Annotated in this window: 14 protein-coding genes; 8 read left to right on the top strand and 6 right to left on the bottom strand. The window is 59.3% G+C overall.

Annotated features, from left to right (window positions below):
• Positions 1–116: 116 nt before the first annotated feature.
• Both AC2A6O_RS12585 and AC2A6O_RS12580 read right to left on the bottom strand, forming a co-directional pair.
• A complete protein-coding gene (locus AC2A6O_RS12585) occupies positions 117–899 on the bottom strand; it encodes a DUF2259 domain-containing protein (RefSeq protein ID WP_498927436.1) in 783 nt (260 codons plus the stop codon).
• Between the two features lie 69 nt (positions 900–968).
• Complete coding sequence (locus AC2A6O_RS12580) at positions 969–1934, bottom strand: sodium:proton symporter (RefSeq protein ID WP_498927434.1); 966 nt, start codon at positions 1932–1934, stop codon at positions 969–971.
• A gap of 98 nt (positions 1935–2032) precedes the next feature.
• Here AC2A6O_RS12580 and AC2A6O_RS12575 point away from each other — a divergent pair, with 98 nt between their 5' ends.
• Complete coding sequence (locus AC2A6O_RS12575; protein ID WP_498927432.1) at positions 2033–3301, top strand: NAD(P)/FAD-dependent oxidoreductase; 1269 nt, start codon at positions 2033–2035, stop codon at positions 3299–3301.
• Positions 3302–3328: 27 nt separating this feature from the next.
• Here AC2A6O_RS12575 and AC2A6O_RS12570 read toward each other — a convergent pair whose 3' ends face one another.
• Positions 3329–3808, bottom strand: a complete 480-nt coding sequence (locus tag AC2A6O_RS12570) for an Lrp/AsnC family transcriptional regulator (protein WP_006939550.1) — start codon at positions 3806–3808, stop codon at positions 3329–3331.
• 146 nt (positions 3809–3954) lie between these two features.
• Here AC2A6O_RS12570 and AC2A6O_RS12565 point away from each other — a divergent pair, with 146 nt between their 5' ends.
• Entirely contained in the window at positions 3955–7476 is a 3522-nt protein-coding gene (locus AC2A6O_RS12565) for an indolepyruvate ferredoxin oxidoreductase family protein (RefSeq protein ID WP_498927429.1), read from the top strand.
• A 128-nt stretch (positions 7477–7604) separates the two neighbouring features.
• Here the strand turns inward: AC2A6O_RS12565 and AC2A6O_RS12560 are convergent, their stop codons facing one another.
• Complete coding sequence (locus tag AC2A6O_RS12560; RefSeq protein ID WP_498927427.1) at positions 7605–7835, bottom strand: hypothetical protein; 231 nt, start codon at positions 7833–7835, stop codon at positions 7605–7607.
• 446 nt (positions 7836–8281) lie between these two features.
• On the opposite strand from AC2A6O_RS12560, the gene AC2A6O_RS12555 reads away from it, so the two are divergent.
• Positions 8282–9367 (top strand): DUF2336 domain-containing protein, encoded by a 1086-nt coding sequence (locus AC2A6O_RS12555; protein ID WP_498927425.1) that lies wholly within the window; start codon positions 8282–8284, stop codon positions 9365–9367.
• A 158-nt stretch (positions 9368–9525) separates the two neighbouring features.
• A complete protein-coding gene (locus AC2A6O_RS12550; protein ID WP_498927423.1) occupies positions 9526–11940 on the top strand; it encodes a mechanosensitive ion channel family protein in 2415 nt (804 codons plus the stop codon).
• A 255-nt stretch (positions 11941–12195) separates the two neighbouring features.
• Here the strand turns inward: AC2A6O_RS12550 and AC2A6O_RS12545 are convergent, their stop codons facing one another.
• Both AC2A6O_RS12545 and AC2A6O_RS12540 read right to left on the bottom strand, forming a co-directional pair.
• Positions 12196–12906, bottom strand: a complete 711-nt coding sequence (locus AC2A6O_RS12545; RefSeq protein ID WP_498927421.1) for an imm11 family protein — start codon at positions 12904–12906, stop codon at positions 12196–12198.
• A 77-nt stretch (positions 12907–12983) separates the two neighbouring features.
• Positions 12984–14867: a caspase family protein gene (locus AC2A6O_RS12540; RefSeq protein ID WP_498927419.1), complete on the bottom strand. Its 1884-nt coding sequence runs from the start codon at positions 14865–14867 to the stop codon at positions 12984–12986.
• A gap of 381 nt (positions 14868–15248) precedes the next feature.
• Between AC2A6O_RS12540 and AC2A6O_RS12535 the strand changes: the two genes are divergently transcribed.
• From AC2A6O_RS12535 to metF, 4 genes are all read left to right on the top strand, one after another.
• Positions 15249–15815 (top strand): hypothetical protein, encoded by a 567-nt coding sequence (locus tag AC2A6O_RS12535; RefSeq protein ID WP_498927417.1) that lies wholly within the window; start codon positions 15249–15251, stop codon positions 15813–15815.
• A gap of 168 nt (positions 15816–15983) precedes the next feature.
• Entirely contained in the window at positions 15984–16859 is an 876-nt protein-coding gene (locus AC2A6O_RS12530; protein ID WP_498927415.1) for a hypothetical protein, read from the top strand.
• A gap of 260 nt (positions 16860–17119) precedes the next feature.
• Positions 17120–18130, top strand: a complete 1011-nt coding sequence (locus AC2A6O_RS12525) for an ArsR/SmtB family transcription factor (protein WP_148586389.1) — start codon at positions 17120–17122, stop codon at positions 18128–18130.
• A gap of 1 nt (position 18131) precedes the next feature.
• Positions 18132–19046 (top strand): methylenetetrahydrofolate reductase [NAD(P)H], encoded by a 915-nt coding sequence (gene metF / locus AC2A6O_RS12520; protein ID WP_148586390.1) that lies wholly within the window; start codon positions 18132–18134, stop codon positions 19044–19046.
• Positions 19047–19099 lie beyond the last annotated feature (53 nt).

Genomic DNA, 19099 nt, shown 5'->3' with positions numbered 1-19099 from the left:
AACTCCCGGACAGGCCAGACGGGCCGTTATCGTTCCGTTTCTGATGGTGCCGCCGCGCTAGCACTTCTGGTGCGGCCGGGCAAGATGTCCGTGCCGCCCTCAAACGGTTTATGCGCTTAAAGCCGTCCTGTTATCGCCAGATATCTGCGGTCCGGCCCCTCGAAACCGTGACTGTCCATCTGGATGATCACGGCAAAGACAGGCGGGGCTTCATCCGGAAAATGCGTAACGATGCGCTCGATACGGTAGGCCAGCGGGCAGCGCCGGCTTTCGGGCAAGCTGCTGTCCTCGTTCAGGATGCGGGTCACGCCGTTGTGCACCATGGTCAAACGGAAACCCTTGGTCTCGGCGCCGTAGCTCTGGCACTGGGCATTCGGCATGGGGTATTCCGACAGCGTGAGGTCGATTGGATCGTCACCCGACAGGAAGGTGACGCGCGGGGCGACAAGCATCTTGTGAGGATCTGAGGTCAATTCCGTGCGCGGGTTGAAGCCGACGGTCTGACCTTTTCCGGCAATGGCTTTTTGCTGCAGCAGCGGCTGCGCGGCAAGACGGTTCTCCGCACGGGTCTCGGAGAGGGCGTTGTCGGCTGAATCACCCGGGCCCGGGTCGACATCCCTGCGCAGGCGGAAGGGCGCGGGCGGCACCCAGGTATCGCCAATCACGTCGACAATGAAGATTTCCGAATAGGGAAAGCCCGAGCCGTCCTGCACGCCGTATTGTTCGAAGGCGAAGAAGTCGCCGTTTCGGGAAAACCCGAGAAGCTGAAGCTCGGCAGTGTCTCCGGCAAGGGCTGCCGGGGCGAGGCCTGCACTGGCCAGAAGGAGCGTTGCGGCACACAGCAGACCGCGGCCTGCGGAAGCGGTCAGGCTTTTGACGGTGGATGACAGAACGGGCACGGCGTTTTCCTCATGCGAGATGACTGGTCTGGCAAGAGGTAAGCCTAGCAGGTTTGCCTGTCAGGTGGGCTACGTCACAGTTTTGACGTTCAGACGGCAGAAAACGCGCACAAAGGGCGTCAGCAACAGCGGCAGGATATAGATCGGAAACTGGCCGATCGCGAACCAGAGCCAGGTGAACTCCGGAAGCGTGCCACCGAAGGCGGCAACCATCAGCCCCATGTTGCGGGTGCCGCAGGTGTGGGCGATCGCATAGGCATCTTCCCGGGTCGACGGCGAAAACACAAGCAGGCTGAGAGCAATCTGCACCAGCGCGAGGCAGAAGGTGAGGGCGGTGAGGCCCAGCGTGAACAGCGGCTTTGCAGCAAAACTCGCCGCGACACCATCCATCGCGGCAATCGCGAAGACCAGCAACAGGAGCACATTGAGACCGCTGATATGGTGGGACGAACGGGCCAGGCGCTCCTCGCCGGCGAGTTTGCGGAAGGCCATCGAGACAACAAAGGCGCCGCTGAGAAGAACCGAAAGCTGAAGAGCAAGTCCGCCGACGCTGAGGGGCAGCGAAGGCCCCAGTATCAATTTGCCGATGAACGGGGCGGTCAGCGGGGTGATGATCAGTCCGGCAACGGAAAGCGCAAGGCTGAGGGTGCCGTCAAGGCCGAGCAGATAGATAAAGGCCGGGGCCGCCATCACCGGCGGAGCGGCGGTCGCGATGAACAGGGCCAGCATGACGTCTGCGCCGAGAGCCCGCAGGCCCGACAGATCGATCAGGAGCCAGGTCAACAAGGGCGTGCCGATCATCATCCACAGGAGAGCGGCAATCAGAAGCGCAGGCCGGCGCAGACGCATTCTTACGGCGAATGTGTCGACGCGCAGAAAGGCCAGGGTCAGCAGGCTGAAGACGGCAACGCTCAAATAGGGACGCAGATAGGCGGACAGGGACGGCAAGGCCATGCCGATGAAAATACTCACAGCAAGAGCGGCCGTTCCGTTGCGTCCGATCCATGCCAAGCCTGCACCGCACCATCGAATCATCTTAAGTTGTCCTTTGACCGCGAGTTGTGGCAGGCACTTTCGCCTCTTAAAGGATCCGGACCCTGGACGCCAGAGATACGGCACGGTCCGGAACAGGCATGACAGCAAAAAACAGGCAAATGCAATCCTTTGACGTGATGGTGCTCGGCGCCGGTATCGTCGGCGTATCGACGGCACTGCATCTGCAGCGGCTGGGCCTTTCGGTTGCTTTGATCGACCGCAAGCACCCGGGCGAGGAAGCTTCCTTCGGAAATGCCGGCATTGTCCAGCGCAATGGTTTCGTGCCGCACGCGGTGCCGACGCAACCGCTGAAGCTTCTGGGGATCCTGTTCGGTCGTTCGAGCGCCGTTTCCCTGGACATTGCGACCGTTTTTCGTCTGCTGCCCTGGCTGCGCCAGTTCCATGCCGCCGGCAGCGCACGGGGGGTTGAAACCTATTCACGGGCGGTCGCACCGTTCCGGGCCTTCGCAGTCGAGGAACATCTGGATCTGGCGCATGCGACCAATGCGGAGCGCTTTTATCGCCACGGTGGCTGGCTGCATCTCTACCGTTCGGAGACGGCGTTTCAGGAAGGCGATTTCGAGCGGCAATATGCAAGGGTGTTCGGCGTTGCCTACCGGGAACTTTCGGCAGGGGACATAGGGTCGCTTGAGCCGGCCCTGTCAGCACAGGGACTGAGAGGTGTGCATTGGCCGGAGAGTTGCTCTGTCTCCAATCCCGGTGCCGTGATCGATACGTTCTGGCGGCACTTTATCTATGAAGGTGGTGGGTATTTTCGTGCCGATGCCCGGAAGGTGAAACAGGAAAGCGGTGGCTGGCAAGTCGAGGGGGAACTTGGAACGGTGTTCGCCCGGCAGGCCGTGGTCGCTCTCGGGGCCTGGTCGACGGATCTGCTGGAGCGTCTGGGGGAAAGCTATCCGCTTGCGGTCAAGCGCGGTTACCACATGCATTACCGTCCGCTTTCGGGGGCTTCGTTGTCCCGTCCGGTGGTGGATGTCGAAAATGGCTTTGCCCTGACCCCGACCGACAACGGCATTCGGCTGACGACGGGCGTGGAACTGGCCGAGCGCGATGCTCCGCCAAATCCGGCAATCATCAAGCTGGCGAAACGCCGGGCGGAGGAACTCATTCCGCTTGGGCGCGCCTTGCAGGACCAGCCGTGGATGGGCAGCAGGCCGTGTCTGCCGGATTCGCTGCCTGTGGTCGGGCCGTCAGTAAAGTTTCCGGGGCTGTGGCTGAACTTCGGGCACGGCCACGACGGGTTTACCCTTGGGCCGGTGACGGGACGTCTGCTGGCCAGCATGATTGCGGGCAAGCAGCCCTTCCTGGACCCGGCGGGACTGTCTCCGTTGCGCTTTGCCACCTGAGCGGCGCGCGATTTAATCGATCAGGGGTCAGCTTTCCCGTAAGGGAAGGGCAACGGTATCCTTCACCGTATTCACGACGATGCGTGACTGCACATCGGAGACGAGCGTATTGTCCAAAAGCTTCAGCCGGAGAAAATTATCGTAAGTTTTGATATCATCGGTCACAACCTTGATAAGATAGTCGACGGCACCGGTGATACGCTCGCAGGTAACGACCTCGGGCCAGTGATGAACCAGCTTGTCGAAGGTTTCCATGTTCTCGCGGCTGGGAACGGCAAGCTTGACGAAGGAATAGGCCACGAAGCCGAGACCCACGGATTCGCGGTCGATAATGGCAGTGATCTGGCGGATGATTCCCTGTTCCTTCAGGCGCTTAATGCGGCGCCAGCAAGGCGTTTGGCTCATGCCCGCTTCCTTTGCCACTTCGGCAATGGAGAGCGATGCATCCCGTTGCAGCACTCGCAGAACACGTATGTCCGACGGGTCGAGAAGATATTTATCTGTCATTGGATGTTTTAGGAATTTTTATTCTGCCTCTGGGTTATTAGCGGTAACGATAGCACAGAAATTGCCTGAGAAAAGGATGATATTACCTACTAACTGAGGTTACCGTCGGGGAGACCACCCCAGATGTCGGTTGAGGAGGAATTCGGATGAATGTGCATATGCCAACCGTAACCCTGGAGGACAAATATGTCGCCACGGAGGGACGGGTCTATCTGACAGGCATACAGGCGCTTGTCCGGCTGGCGCTCGATCGGGCGCGTCTGGATCAGTTGGCTGGCCTGAAGACGGGCGGCTTCATTTCCGGATATCGCGGGTCACCACTTGCCGGGTACGACACCGAGCTGATGCGCGCCCACCGCCACCTCAAGGGATATGACGTCGTCTTCAAGCCGGGCGTCAACGAAGAGCTTGGCGCAACCGCCGTGTGGGGAAGCCAGAAGCTGCGCGGCGAGGGCGGTGTCGGACGGGCGACTGCTTACGATGGCGTCTTCGGTATCTGGTACGGCAAGGCGCCGGGGGTCGACCGTGCAGGCGACGCATTGCGCCAGGCGAATGCTTCGGGCACAGACCGCAACGGCGGCGTTCTCGCGCTTGCCGGCGACGACCACCTTGCAAAATCCTCCATCCTTCCGGCGCAGAGCGAGTTTTATTTCGAGCATGCCGAAATTCCGGTTCTGAACCCGGCCGACATTCAGGACGTTCTCGACTATGGCCTGCACGGCCTGGAAATGTCCCGCTTCACCAGCCTCTGGACGGCGCTGATCTGTGTGGCTGACACGATGGACGCATCGGCGACGATCAACATTTCTCCGAACAGACTGCGCATGATGCGTCCGCTGGAAGGCGACCCGCGCAAGGACTATCACCAGAACCGTGACCTTCTTCTAGGCAACCGCCTTGAAACCGAGCGCCTGGTGCGTGACCTTCGCATTCCGGCGGCTCAGGCCTATGTGCGCACCAATGGTCTCGACCGCGTCACCTTCGGTGCAAGGACCCATCCGAAATACGGGATCGTTGCTTCCGGCAAGGCCTACCGGGATTTGCTGCAGGCACTCGACCTGATGGGAATTACCGAGGATTTTGCCAAGGCGCTGGGCCTTGGGGTCTACAAGGTGGCGATGAGCTGGCCTCTGGAGCCGCTGGGCCTTCGCGATTTTGCCCGTGGCGTTGAGCGCCTGCTGGTGGTCGAACACAAGCGCGCCTTCATGGAAAGCCAGATCAAGGAGATTTCCTACCACTGGCCGGAAATGAGCCGGCCGGAAATCTGGGGCAAGCGCCGTCCGGACGGAAAGCCGTTCCTGTCGGATGTCCTGGAACTGTCTGTCGCCGAACTGATCGAAGGCCTGATGAGCTGGCTGCCGGGAGAGGTGGTCTCGGAAGAAATGCGCGCCGTTGCCGACCGCATGACCAAGCAGGCCATGTGGGCACAGGGCCACGCGGAACGCGCAGCCCGCATTCCCTATTTCTGTTCCGGCTGTCCGCATTCAACGTCCACCAGAACGCCGGAAGGCTCTCGCTCGCTGCCGGGCATCGGCTGCCACGCCATGACCGAAATGGCCGGGCGGACGACGGAAGGCCAGATTGCCATGGGCGGCGAGGGTGTTCTGTGGGTCGGGCAGCAGCCCTTCTCCGGCGATAGCCACGTCTTTGCCAACGTGGGGGACGGCACCTATTTCCATTCCGGCATATTGGCGATCCGTCAGGCGCTCGCCTCCAATGTGCCTATCACCTACAAGATCCTGTATAATGATGCGGTCGCCATGACCGGCGGTCAGAAGGTGGACGGCCAGCTCAGTGTGCCGCAAATCACCCGCCAGCTGGAGGCCGAAGGCGTCGAGCGGATCGCGGTCGTTTCGGAAAATCCCGACAGCTACGGTTCCTGGACACCGCTTGCACCCGGCACCAAGGTTTACCACCGCGACGAACTGATGGACGTTCAGGAAGAGATGCAGACTTTCAAGGGCGTCTCGGTGATCGTTTACGACCAGACCTGTGCCGCGGAAAAACGCCGCCGGCGCAAGCGCGGGCAGTTTCCCGATCCGGACATGCGCCTCTTCATCAACGACCGGGTTTGCGAAGGCTGCGGCGACTGTTCAGTGCAGTCCAACTGTCTGTCGGTCGAGCCTCTGGCAACGCCCTTTGGCGAAAAGCGCGTCATCAACCAATCGAGCTGCAACAAGGACTTTTCCTGCATCAAGGGGTTCTGCCCGTCCTTTGTTGAGATCAATGGCGCCGCGCTGAAGAAGCCGAAGAAGGCCGAGGTCGACATTGACGCGCTGGTGGAAGCCCTGCCGCTGCCGACACTGGCCTCGCTCGATCGCACCTGGAATACGCTGGTGGCCGGTATCGGCGGCATGGGCGTGACCACGATCAGCGCGGTCCTGGCGATGGCGGCCCATGTGGACGGCAAGCAGGCTTCCACGCTGGACATGACCGGCCTTGCCCAGAAAGGCGGCCCGGTGACGTCTCACGTGCGATTTGCCGCCGGCAACAAGTCCATCGAGGGGCCGCGGGTTCCCGCTGCCAGCCTCGATCTTCTGATCGCCAGCGACATGGTGGTGGCCGCAAATGCGGATCAGCTCGCACTTGCCCATCGTGGCCACACGATGACGGTTGCCAACACCAAGGTGGCCCCGACTGCGGAATTCGTGCTGAAGCAGACACTTTCCTTCGACGAAAAGCAGATGGACAGCTCCCTGCGCAAGGCGTCCGGCACGTATCTGCCGGTCAACGCGGCTGATATTGCCGAAAAACTTCTGGGCGATGCCATTTACGCCAACATGCTGCTGGTCGGTATGGCGTTCCAGAGCGGCGCGCTGCCGGTGTCGGACTATGCCATCGAAACCGCACTTGAGCTGAACGGTGCGGCGGTGAAGAACAACATCAAGGCGTTCCGGGCAGGCCGTGTGCTGGCTGCCGATCCGGAGAAGCTTCTGAAGACGCTGCCTAGCGAAGCCAAGCCGCGTGTCTTTACCGTTGACGAGAAGATCGCCTTCAACGCGCAGGAGCTGACGTCCTATCAGAACGCGGCCTATGCGCAGCGCTATCTGGATCTGGTCGGCAAGGTTAAGGCAGCTGACGAAGCGTATGGCACAGGCACGATGCGCCTGACGCAGACGGTCTGCAACATGCTCTTCAAGCTGATGGCCTACAAGGACGAATATGAAGTCGCGCGGCTTTACAGCGATCCGGCCTTCAAAACGAAGGTTGCACAGCGCTTCGAAGATCCGAAAAAGCTGAAGGTTCATCTGGCTCCGCCGTTCCTTGCGCATCGCACGGACCCCAAGACCGGCCGTCCGCAGAAGATTGCCTTCGGTCCCTGGATCTTTAAGGCCTTCAGCTTGCTGGCGAAGTTCAAGGGTCTGCGCGGCAAATGGTATGACCCGTTCGGCCGGACGGCGGAACGCAAGGCAGAGCGCGCGCTTGTCGGTCAATATGAAGCTGATATTGCCGCAATTCTCCAGCGGCTGCCGGAAGGCCAATACGGGCTTCTGGTAGAGCTTGCGCGGGTTCCGGACCTCGTCCGCGGCTTCGGTCCGGTAAAGGATGCCAATATCGAAGCGGCTGCCGAAAAGCGCCGTGTTCTGCTGGAGCAGCTCGACAAGAGCAACGATGGCGGCTCGGACAACAAGACCGCTTCCAAGGAATTTCTGGCAGCGGCCGAGTAACGATTAACCAGTGAGAACACCAAAAACCGGCGCCGAAAGGTGCCGGTTTTTTGTTGCGCACGTCAATTTCCCGAAGGTGCGGTTCGGGACGCTGTGCGTGTGTTGAGACCGTCCTTGTTCCAGGACACTTAACTCCAGGGACCGCTTACGACAGGCCTGCGCCTGTTTTCCTCTCTGGCTCGCAGGCCGTTGTCGCTGAGAACATCCTTGAGCAAATCGTCCGGAATGCGGTGGTGACCGGATGGCAAGGACCCCGAGGTGCCGAGTTTCCGCCGCAGGAAGGCGATCAGTCGGGAAAGACCCCGGGCTTTCGTGGGCGGCGTAGTGGCAGTGCGGGGAAAACGGACGACGGAGGACATTGTGGTTTCCAATAAAGAAATATTGTTCTTTCTTTATTGTGTGGATTTGGAGGGGCGTCAATAAGAAAAGGTAGTTATTTCTTTATCGAGTGATCGCCTCTCACCGCGAACCAGTCCAGGTCTCCTGCGGAGTGGCGCAGGTGTTTCAGCAAGTCGTAAACCCTGACTGTCAGACCCGTTCATATCGGCTCGCGAAATGGTTTTCCGCTAAAAATATCCAGATTTCGGGGCTCCGGAAAAAGCGGATCTTACGAAGTTGGTTTTGACAAAAGATTATATTTTTCAGAGTGATATGGATGATGTGTACGATATAGTTAGAATTGATCTCAAGTTTTACAAAAAGACGATTACATTCTGGAAAAGCGCGTTTCGACCTTCTTTAAAACTCATCGTCATTTTCTGTACCAACGCCAAACCGGCACATTTGCGAAAATTGGTAATGAAACATGACTGAAGCGTTGAAAACAGAACTGGTAAACTTCTCGGAGCTGACCGGTGAAGCTGGCAGCGCCCGGAGGGCCGAACTGGCCCGGCATGTCGCCACCCTGTTTGCCCTGACATCCGACCGCTGCTCCGACGAGCAGGTCGATATCTATGATTCCGTTCTGCTGCGGCTTGTCGACATGGTGGAAGATGAAGTCCGCCGCTATGTCGCCGACCAGATGTCCAGCCTGAGGCGCGGCCCGGAAGAGACGATCCGCCGTCTGGCTGATGACGAGATCGAAGTCTCCGAGCCGATCCTTTTGCGCTCGACCGTTCTGCGGGAAGCCGACCTGATCAAGATCGCCGAAAAGCGCGGCAACGCCCACCGCTTCGCGATTGCGCAGCGGGAGGTCCTGTCCGAAGAACTGACCGACGTTCTGGTGCGCCGCGGTGACCTGAAGGTCAAGCGCAAGGTGGCCAGCAACGATGGTGCCTGCCTGTCGGATGCATCGATCATGTCCCTGATCAGCGATGCGGCTTCAGATGCGACGCTGCAGCTTTCCTTAAGCGAACGCGCGGATCTGGCCGAGGCTCATATCGCCAGCCTGATCTCGGTTGCCAGCGAAGAGGTTCGTCGGAAGCTGCATGCGGCCGGTCGAAGCCATGAAGCGCACCGGGTCGACGAAGCCGCCGATATCGCCGCGCAGCGCATGTCCAACCAGTATTGGCTTGGCCGCTATGATTTCGAGACCGCCCGCAGCCGTGTGCTGTTGCTGGCAAAGCGTGGAATGGTCAACGAAGCGGCCTTGCGCCGGTTCGCCTCGGAAGACCGCTTTGCAGAAGCGGTTGCCACATTTGCCTGGCTGGTGAGATGCGGAGTCGAGGAAGTCAGCCACTGGATGGTACGGCCCGATCCGGAGCCCTTCGTTATTCTTGCCAAGTCCTCCGGCTTCTCCTCCATCACCGTTGGTTCGCTGTTGTCCATCGGCCCCTGGCGTCACCGCCTGACACCGGAAGTGCGCAGCGACGCCATGTCCATGTTCGAACGCATGACCATCGCCGAGGCCAAGCGCAAGATGGCCCATTGGAACAACAACGTTCTCAACTGACACATTTCTGCAAGGCGCCTCCTGCCTGCTAAGGCCCGGTTCGAATGGATCGGGCCTTTCTTTTTGCAGCCTTTCCCGACGAGCCGGTTTTCTTTCAAAAGGCACGGATACGTGCCACAAAAGATCGGGATCTTTTTCGCGACTCGTCCGGGGCTGATATGCGCTTTTCACACCAAACCATTCGCCGATCCTGCCTGACCATCGGTGGCCGTCGGGGCCCTGGCAGGGCGATCTTTCTTCTGTCCGGTCTCCTTGCGCTTTTCCTGTGTCTGGGCGGTCTCCCCTCCGGGGTGCAGGCGCAGGGCATTCCCGGGCTGTTTTCCGGCGCAACTTCCTCCAAGGCAGAGACAGGCACCGGCAGTGCGGCTGCCGGTGAAAGGGCAGGCGGAGAAGCGCAGCCGGAAGCGGTCAGTGGTGCGACACCAGAGGACGACGCCGGGGCGGGAGAAAGCGCGCTTCAGACAATGGATGAGTTCGCGGACAATGCCGTGAAGTCCCGCGACGTTCTGAAGTCCATCGTCCAGAAGATCCCGGAGATCCGGCAGGTGATGGTGAAGACCTTGCGCGCTCAAGGAGGCGAGCAGGGACTTGGCTGGATGCCGGCGACGTTTCTGGACATTCTGATCGCGGTGGTTCTGGGTATGACTGCATACACCTTGTTGAGCCGATGGGGCCGGCGGCAATTCGCGTCGTGGTACCGGCCGGATGCGACGACACGTGCCGACAAGATCATCTATCTTTATTCCCGGGCGATTTTGATGTTTGTCGGCGTCGGGCTGTTTTTTGCCGTTTCGGCCGCTGTTTTTCTTCTGATCGGAACCGGTATCGATGCGTCCAACAAGACGGCCCTGGTGGTCGTCGGCACCCTGACGGCGTTTCTGGCGATGCGTGTCGTCTGGTTGAATATTCTGGCGCCGGACGCCGAAACCCACCGGCTGGTGGCGCTTTCCAACCAGGAAGCAACCGGGCTCTACCGGACACTGCTGGCCGGCACCGGTGTGTCGCTGATGGCGGTTGCCTTCTGCCTGTGGATGGAGCGGCTGGGGCTGTCGCCGGACATTCATAAACTTGCGTTGATCGCAGCGTCCGCGCTGTCGATGGTGATCTTGTCCGGCATTGCGATTGTCTATCGCCGGGTGATTGCACGGTTGATCCGGGGCAAGAGAGGAATGGACGCGCCGATCTGGCGCAGGGCGCTGGCCGGTGTCTGGCACTTCCTCGCTGTTGCCTATTTCTTCCTGGCCTGGGGCATTTCGGCCGTGCGCATCCTGCTCGACCTGCCGGACGCCATCGGTCTTGTAGGCGCTCCGCTGGAAGTGCTGTTGATGGCCGCAGTTGCCTATGGCGTCTTGATCCTGATTATCGACAGGGTTCTGCTGCCACGGCTGGACACGGTCGCCGCACAGGAAAAAATCGCTCAGGACATCCAGAGCACCGAAACGGGCGAGGCCGACGAACAGGACGTTGCCAGCGCATTGGCACAGGCACGTGCGGAAGCTGCCGAACGGGAAGCGCGGCGCTCTCCCTTCCGCGACCTGTTCGACCGGGGTGCCACAATCCTGGTCGTGTTCACTTCGCTGGACATGCTGGCTTCCAAATGGGGGCTGCCACTGGCAGGAAGCGGCTCACTGATCGGTTCCTTCGTCGAGGTGCTGCTGGTCATGTTCCTCGGCTACATGGCCTATGAAGCCGTCAAGATCGTCATTGATCGGGAAATCGCCAAGGAAGCGCCGGCGGAAAAGGACGAGGAGGCGGAAGTCGGCGGAACCGGCGAAAGCCGGATTTCGACCTTGCTGCCGATCTTCCGCAACTTCCTGCTGATCACGATTGTCGTCATCGCCTCCATGGTGGTGCTATCGCAGCTCGGCGTGAACATCGCCCCGTTGTTCGCCGGTGCCGGTGTCGTCGGTCTGGCGGTCGGCTTCGGGGCGCAAACCCTGATCCGGGATATCTTTTCAGGCGCATTTTTTCTGATCGACGATGCCTTCCGCAAAGGGGAATATATCGATATCGGTAGTGCCAAGGGCGTCGTTGAAAAAATCTCGATCCGGTCCATGCAGCTGCGGCACCACCGTGGTGCACTGACAACGGTTCCCTTCGGCGAGATTCAGAAGATCGAGAATTTTTCGCGCGACTGGGCCGTGATGAAACTCGCGTTCCGCGTCACCTACGACACAGACGTGGAGAAGATGCGCAAGATCATCAAGAACTTCGGCAAGGAACTGCTGGAAGACGAGTATTACGGCCCCATGTTCCTGGCGCCGCTGAAGTCTCAAGGCATCATGTCGATGGAAGACAGCGCCATGATCGCGCGTGTCAAGTTCACCACTCGGCCCGGCAAGCAGTTCGAGCTTCGCAAGGTCGTTTATGCGGGCCTGCGCGATCTGTTCGAAAAAAACGGCATCCGCTTTGCGCATCGACAGGTGACCGTCCGCGTTGCCGGGTCTGATGAAGAGGAAGAGGCACTGTCGCCTGCTGCCAAGGAAGCTGCCGCAGCGGGTGCTGCTGCCGCCGGGCTTCTGGGCGAGGAGGTGGACGGAGAAAGCAGCGGCGCTGCCGAGGACCAGCTTTAAAGTGTGGCCCACAATGAAGATCAATTGGTTCGAGGCGCATCAATCCGGTCATATCCGAAAGACCTGAAAAAGGCTTCACCGGGCGGCGTCAGTGCGCTGGACCGGGCACAAGCCCGCTCCCTGCGCTATTGCTGACGCAGCTCTGCGATTTCTCATGCCATTCCAGCTTCGGTTCCGAAGGCGCTCCTGATCTTTGATCTGGTATGCGGGCCTTTTGGAGCCGCTTCATGCCCCAGGAGCCCTTGGCTACTCAAGCTAGACTTCCTTCATTTGAACATGCTTGGGCAGACGCAAATTCGCCTTGTCGAATTCTGCTTTCAGTGCATCAGAAAATAGGATCTCAGGATGGGGCAGTCTGCGTTCGCGCCACAGGTGAGCGCCGTCGATTACGTTCTTGGAGAAGGCCAGCCCGGAAAAGTACTTTTTAGCATTGCTGAACACAAAGTATTGCTCATATTTTTCACTAGGTTTCTCCCAGGAACCTTCAACACTTTTTCCTGGATCGAAACTGTCCAGAAACTGACCGATCAGCATCGTGTAGTATTGTTTGGGATAGGCTTGCCTTTTGCGCGTCACGACCTCGATCGGGCGGAACTCATGAGTCCCCGGCTCAAGTCGCTCGACCGCATTCTTGAAATCCGTATCGACCGCAAGCAGCTGACTGTTCATCATGAAAAGGGAGCCGAGTGTTTTGTAGGCCTTGTGAAGCTCGTATTTTTCAGGCCACTCGTGCTCTGCGACCGGTCGATAGGGAATTCTGTCTCCATGAACCGTACCGGGTTCGTATTTGAAATTATCGACGACGTGGCCAACGTATCCGGCGCCGCGGAATTCCCCGAATTTCGCCTGTTCCTCGGGCGACATTTCATTTTCGAAGTAGGCTTTGAGCCGCTCGCTGTACCCAACAAAGTCCGCATCAGGGAAATAGTCGCCAAAGCCGCTTGGCAGTTTTAGTCCCCACACCATCACTTATACCAACCTCAATTGAGTGAAACCCATATGATGCATACTTGTTTTAGCGGTTGGAAACAGTCTGAACGTTTCTACTCATCCGCATATTGAAAGAGCGCCTGCAGGGATTTGTCACCGATCTGGCCGTCAATCTTGCCATGATAGGTTCCGGCTTCCTTCAAACGGCGTTGCACCTCCTTGTTGAAGGAGAGTGGGTAGGTGTCGGACCTGGTCAAGAACCAGAATTCCGCCTCGATCCTTCCGCCGGATCTCAGCGCTTTCATGAGCCAGTCGACGGCGATCTCCTTCCGATCGCTCTTGAAGGTGCCCTTCAGGTATTGAAGGGCGAGTTCCCGCATTGCAATCGGGTCGTCAGCCGCCGCAGCCTGTTCCAGCAGCTCCCGGGCCCTCTCGGTGTTTGTGTCGCCGCCGCGCCCTTGGAGATACATCCAGGCGAGGTTGGTTGCCGCCAGGGCTTCGTCGTCCGATTCCAGCGCGCGCTGGTACCAGTGGCGGGCCTTGAAATCGTTTTGCTCAACGCCTTCACCCCTGTCAAAGGCTCCGGCGACGTAAAACGCGGCTTCCGGATTGCCCGCTTCAGCGGCCTTCTGAAACCACTCGAACGCCTTCGCCTCGTCATAGTCGACGAGGTTGCCTTCGTTATAGGAATGGGCGAGCAGGGTCATGGCGCCGGCGTTGCCCAGACGGGCGGCTTTTTGCAGGAGCCGCAGCGTTTCTTCCGGTTGCCATTCGACGCCTTTGCCAAGCTCATAGGCGATGGCCAGTTCGACCATGGCGTCGGTGTTGTTGAGTTCCGCCGACTGGCGGTACTGGCGGGATGCCTCGGCCTCGTTGCCCGAACGGTCGAGGACCTGGCCGTAAAGCAGCCGGAGTACAGCGGCGTTGGGAAAGAGCGCGACCGCATCATAACAGGCCTGCACGGCACCTTCTGGAACACCGGCGCCGAGATCCGTGTTTTCGATCGCCAGGCACGTTTTCACCTGTGGTGAGCCTGACTGCCGGGCCTTGGCATTCTGGTTGTCCGAAATCGAGGGATGCCTGTGTCCGAGGGTTTTGTTCAGCAGCTTCAAGGCATCCTCGGCGAATTGCCCGTCCGGATAGCGGTCCAGATAAAGCCGGACTTCCTCCGGACTGTCGCCGTACCGGACGGCTTCCCACAAGGCTTCTTCGCTCGACGCAAGTTCCACTTTGCCCTGTTCGGCGGGGTTGAAAGTGAAATCCAGAACCAGGGAGGAGTTTTCCCAGGGGATCTGCGCGCCTTCCGTGGTTTCAATCACATCCGTTCTCACCCGCCGCAGCATGCGGGCAACGTCGAGATCAGGAGTGGAAATGTGCGTCAGCAGCGCCTTTGTGAAGGGGCTGTTTCCCTCGGTTCCGTCAAGGGCGACATTGCCCGGCTCCGTTGCATAGGCGATCAGCGTGCCTGGACCGGCATCGACCCGGGCAAGACCCTGGCCCACTTCGACCGCTCTTGTGTCCATGGAGCGGGCAAGGCCGGGTGCGAATGGATTGTCCCGGCAGGCGTCGAGCAGAATGATCCTGGTTTTTGCCGAGCCGTCCATCTGGTGCAGAAGCGATTTGACGGCGATCAGTTCGGAATTGATATCGCTCTCTTCCTGCAGATGGGCGTCGGCGGGCACCAGATAGTTTTCGCCAGCGACCTGAATTCCGTGCCCGGCGTAAAAAAACAGCGCGACGTCAGCCCCGTCCAGGGATTTGGAAAACGTCCGGATCGCTTCCAGAAAAGAGGCGCGCCCCAGATTTCCCTTTTGCAGGACCTCAAAATCCAGGCTCCTCAGGGCTTCTCCGAGTTTCCTGGCGTCATTGACCGGATTTTCGAGTGTGCCGGCCGAGGTATAGTCCCCGTTTCCCACGATCAGCGCGACGCGCTTTTCTGCATGTGCCGACACCGTGAAAAGCAGGACGCAAACAAAGAGGTAAATGGATCTCGTCACGAGGCCGCGCTCAAAAAACACCTGACCACTCCCTGGCAAAGGCTGCGTCAATCATTTCATCAAACATGTGCGCTGGTGGAAATAAGTCCTGCCGACTTCCGGAAATGGAAAGCTGAAGGGCCAGCATCCGGATTTAAGCGGCTTCACTTAACGGAAGCAAGCTTTCGGCTTTCGGCGCGCCTGCGGGAACGTACCAAAAGACGGAAGCACGTCTGCCGGAGGTGCTCTGCCGACAGGAACGGCCTCACTTGCCCGCCCGGCAGGACATCGAAGCGCTGTGCCTTGCCCTTGGTGTTTCGCAGACCGGCATATGACATTTGCGGCAAGACCGTCATAATGGTTTGCTGCATGTGTCGGATTGCAATTGTGACGGGGGGAAGGATGCTGAAACAAATGCTTCTTGGAGGCGCGCTTGCAGCGGGTCTGTCGTGTCAGGTGCTGGCGGGCCCCTTGCAGGAAAAGGCGGGCGAGGCCGAGGCGGCGTTGGAAGCCGGCAACGGTGGACAGGCGATTGCCCTGATGCGGCAGGCGCTGTTCGACGTCTGGTCCAAGGCGTCACTCTCCATTCCCACTGCCTTGTTCGTGAAGGCTCCGGCCGATGGCTACGGTATCTACACGCCCAGAGCCGATGCAGCATTTGCGAAGGACGAGACGCTGCGCATCTATCTGGAGCCGGTCGGTTTTGACTGGAAAGAGCAGGATGGCCTGTTCACATCGCTTCTGACGGTCGATTTCGATCTGGCGTCACCGGATGGAAAGGTGCTTGCCGGACAAAAGGAGTTTGGCCGGTTCGACTTCAAGAGCCACGTGCCCAACACCGAATATATGGCCAACCTGACACTGAATGTCAGTGGTGCACCCTCGGGCGACTATGTGCTGGAGCTGACCGTGAACGACGAATACAGCGGCAAGACAGCCATGGTCCGGATGCCTTTCTCGATCAAATAAGGAAGGCGGGTCAGGGCGCGGCGCATTTCTGTGCCAAGTGCGTGGACCTCTTGAGTGAAATCCGATATCGGTCCCGGCAGGCACCAGAACGGGCCGGCGACGTCTTGAGCTGCGATCCGGCAGTACGGCCTTGCTGACGTTTGCTGATTTAGGAAACCGGGCGCACGCATGAAGCTCTACGACTGTTTTGTCTTCCATAACGAATTCGACCTTCTGGAAATCCGCCTGCGGGAAATGGGTGACCAAGTCGATTATTTTGTACTGGTGGAGGCAAACCAGACGCAGCGGGGCGGTCCCAAGCCGTTCTATTTCGCGGAAAATCGCGCGCGTTTCGCCCCTTGGGCAGACAAGATCATCGATCTTCAGATCGCGTTTCCAGACGAGTTGCCGCCGGCGCTTGGCGTTTACAAGAACAGACGCAAGGCGGACTGGGAACGGGAAAACTATCAGCGCAACTGTATTGCGCAGGCGCTTGAAGGATGTGCGCCGGACGACTTGATTCTGCTGTCGGATGTGGACGAGATCGTGCGGGCGGACGTTCTGCAGAAGGTGCTGGACGACAAGCTCTACAAGGGGCGCTTGCTTGTGTTCGAGCAAAGCCTGCACAAACATCATCTCAACCGCGTTGTTCCGGGCAAGACCTGGCTACTCGGTTCGCGGATGATCGAAAAGAAATACCTGACAACCCCGCAACAACTGCGGCGGACCAAGGCGAGGATGACGAAAAAGTCCTACGTGCCAGGGTTTGTCACCCAACCGCTTCTCAGGATCCGGAACAACAATCTTTCAGGCATCAGCCGCCCGGTGACAATCCTGCCTGACGCAGGCTGGCATTTTTCCTCGATGGGCGGCCTGGAAGCGTTCCGGACCAAGCTGAATTCCGTCGTCCACGGCCAGACCGTCGATACAAGCGACATCGAGAAGCTCTACGCTAGGGAGCTCGTCGGCACCACGCTTGTCCAGCGCGACGGCCTGCCGGGCTGTGTGCGTGAGGGGCTTTTCGAGCACATGCTCGAGCAGGGTGCCAAGCCTGCGGAAAGCTGAGATGATTAGGGTGTGCTGGAGGGTGCAAGCTTTGCAGATCCGTCCGGCTTGTTCCGATTTCGTGAACCCGCTCCGCTCCACTTGATCCAATGCGTCTGCCTGGCTGCTGAAAGCGGGGAGGCGGGCTGTGCCTCTATTCCGACATCCTGTCTCAAATTCGACGAATACGAGCCAATCGGTGTCGCATTTGTTTTGATCGCTTGCACGGTGCGTCGATTTCATATAAAGATATCTTTATATCGACATTGATGGCGAAGCTAATGACCGAAGAACAGACCCTGTCCGTTGACGATACCCTGGCTGCCCTGAGGGCGGTTGGTGAAGCAACGCGTCTGAGACTGATTGCGCTTCTGGCGGAAAGCGAACTGACCGTGAAGGATGCCACGGCGATCCTCGGTCAGAGCCAGCCACGCATTTCGCGTCACCTGAAGCTGCTTGCCGAAGCCGATCTCATTCAGCGGTTCCCGGAAGGAGCGTGGGTCTATTATCGGCTGGCGGATGGCCCGGAAGGCCAGCTTGCCCGTGATCTTGTTGCCCGTATTTCCCTGGAAGACCCGGTGCTGGCAGCGGATCAGGAGCGGTTCCAGGCAATTCGCAGGGCGAAAGCGGATGAGGCTGCGGCTTACTTTGCTGCCCGCGCGCTGACCTGGGACAGGGAGCGCTCGCTGCATGTCTCCGAAGACGCTGTCGAGACGGCGATGCGCAAGGCCCTCGGCGACAAGCCGTTTCAGTCGTTCCTCGATCTGGGTACAGGCACGGGCCGACTGCTGGAAGTGTTTGCCGACCAGTATGTCACGGCGCTTGGTGTTGATGCCTCGCATGACATGCTCGCTGTCGCCCGCGCAAATCTCGCCAAGGCCGGGCTCTCGAACGCCCAGGTGCGCCATGGCGACGTTTATGCGCTGAATGTTCCGCCACGGTCCTTCGATGTCGTGGCGATCCACCAGGTGCTGCATTTCCTGGACGAGCCGGCAAGGGCCCTCAACGAGGCCGCCCGCGCGCTGCGTCCCGGTGGCCGCCTGCTGATCATCGATTTCGCTCCGCATCAGCTGGAGTTCCTGCGCGAGAAACACGCGCACCGCCGCCTGGGTTTTGCCCATGATCAGATGGAGCGTTGGCTTGAAACGCTCGAACTCGACCTGGAACAGGTCACTGATCTTGTTCCGGGTGACGGCAACGACTCAAACCTTACCGTAACCCTTTGGCTTGCGCGTGACCGCCGAATTGTCACCGACCTGCCTGCCCGAGACACGTCCCGAGAGGTCGCCTAACATGACAGCCATTTCCAACCGCCGGTCTCACCAGGCCGCACCGTCCCCGATCACGGCTTCGTTCGAGTTTTTCCCGCCGAAGTCGGACAAGATGGGCGAGACGCTGTGGCAGACGGTGCAGCGGCTGGCGCCGCTCAGCCCGTCCTTCGTGTCCGTCACCTATGGTGCTGGCGGCTCCACTCGCGAACGCACGCACCGTACTGTCGAACGTATCCTCAAGGAAACAGATCTTGCACCGGCTGCGCACCTGACATGTGTCGGGGCAGCGCGCAGCGAGATCGATACGATCGTCAAAGATTACTGGGATATGGGCGTGCGTCATCTGGTGGCGCTGCGCGGCGACCCGCTGGACGGTATCGGCTCGCGCTACGTGGCGCATCCGGAAGGCTATGCCTACGCTTCCGATCTGGTGGAAGGCGTCAAGAAGATCGCCAATTTCGATATTTCCGTTTCCGGATATCCGGAAAGACACCCGGAAAGCAGCAACTGGCAGACTGAGATCGACAATCTGAAACGGAAGGTCGATGCGGGGGCGGACCGGATCATCACCCAGTATTTCTTCGATAATGACATGTTTGACGATTACCTGGACCGGATTGCGGCTGCCGGCATCAACATTCCGGTGATCCCGGGCATTCTGCCGATCCACAATTTCGAACAGACGATGGTGTTTTCCGCCAAATGCGGAACGTCCATTCCGCAGTGGCTGGCCCGGCGTTTTGCCGGCCTGTCCAACGATCCGGAAACCCGGAAGCTGGTCGGCGTTTCCGTTGCCTGCGAACAGGTCATGGACCTGGTCGACCGTGGCATCAACGACTTCCACTTCTACACCATGAACCGGGCCGACCTGACGTTCGCCATCTGCCACATGCTGGGCATGGGCAAGCCGGAAACCAAAGAAGATCTGGCTGCCTGAAGAGATCTGTTCGGGGAGGCCTGATCGGGCACTGAAACGAACTGAGCACCGAT

The organism is Labrenzia sp. ATLA3 (assembly GCF_057180185.1).
The sequence above is the reverse complement of the archived record's forward strand: the minus strand, read 5'-3'. Positions and strand labels throughout refer to the sequence as shown.